The 250-nt window shown below is 64.8% G+C and carries 1 protein-coding gene; it reads left to right on the forward strand.

Going from position 1 to position 250, the window contains the following annotated elements; translation table 11 throughout:
- Positions 1-250: archaeosortase/exosortase family protein (locus RVY79_RS20895; RefSeq protein ID WP_317466523.1), on the forward strand; the 250-nt coding region annotated here is incomplete at both ends.

Consider the following 250-nt stretch of genomic DNA (forward strand, 5'->3'; position numbering starts at 1 on the left):
AGTCCTCCTGCCATTGTTGGCGGGGCTTTGCGTGCTCTATGCACCCACTGCAGTCGACCTCGCGCGCACGATCTGGTCGCGAGACGAGCAGGGGCACGGGCCGATCATCTTCGCTGTCGTCCTTTGGTTGGCCTACGCCAAACGGGTGGCCTTTGCTGCCGCCCCCGCCCTACCCAGCCCCGGCTTGGCGATTTCATGCCTTTTGTTGGCGGCGCTGCTGTACGTCGTCGGGCGCTCCCAAGCTGTGCTT

Origin of the sequence: Chromohalobacter sp. HP20-39 (genome assembly GCF_033052815.1) — a bacterium.
Lineage (GTDB): Bacteria > Pseudomonadota > Gammaproteobacteria > Pseudomonadales > Halomonadaceae > Chromohalobacter.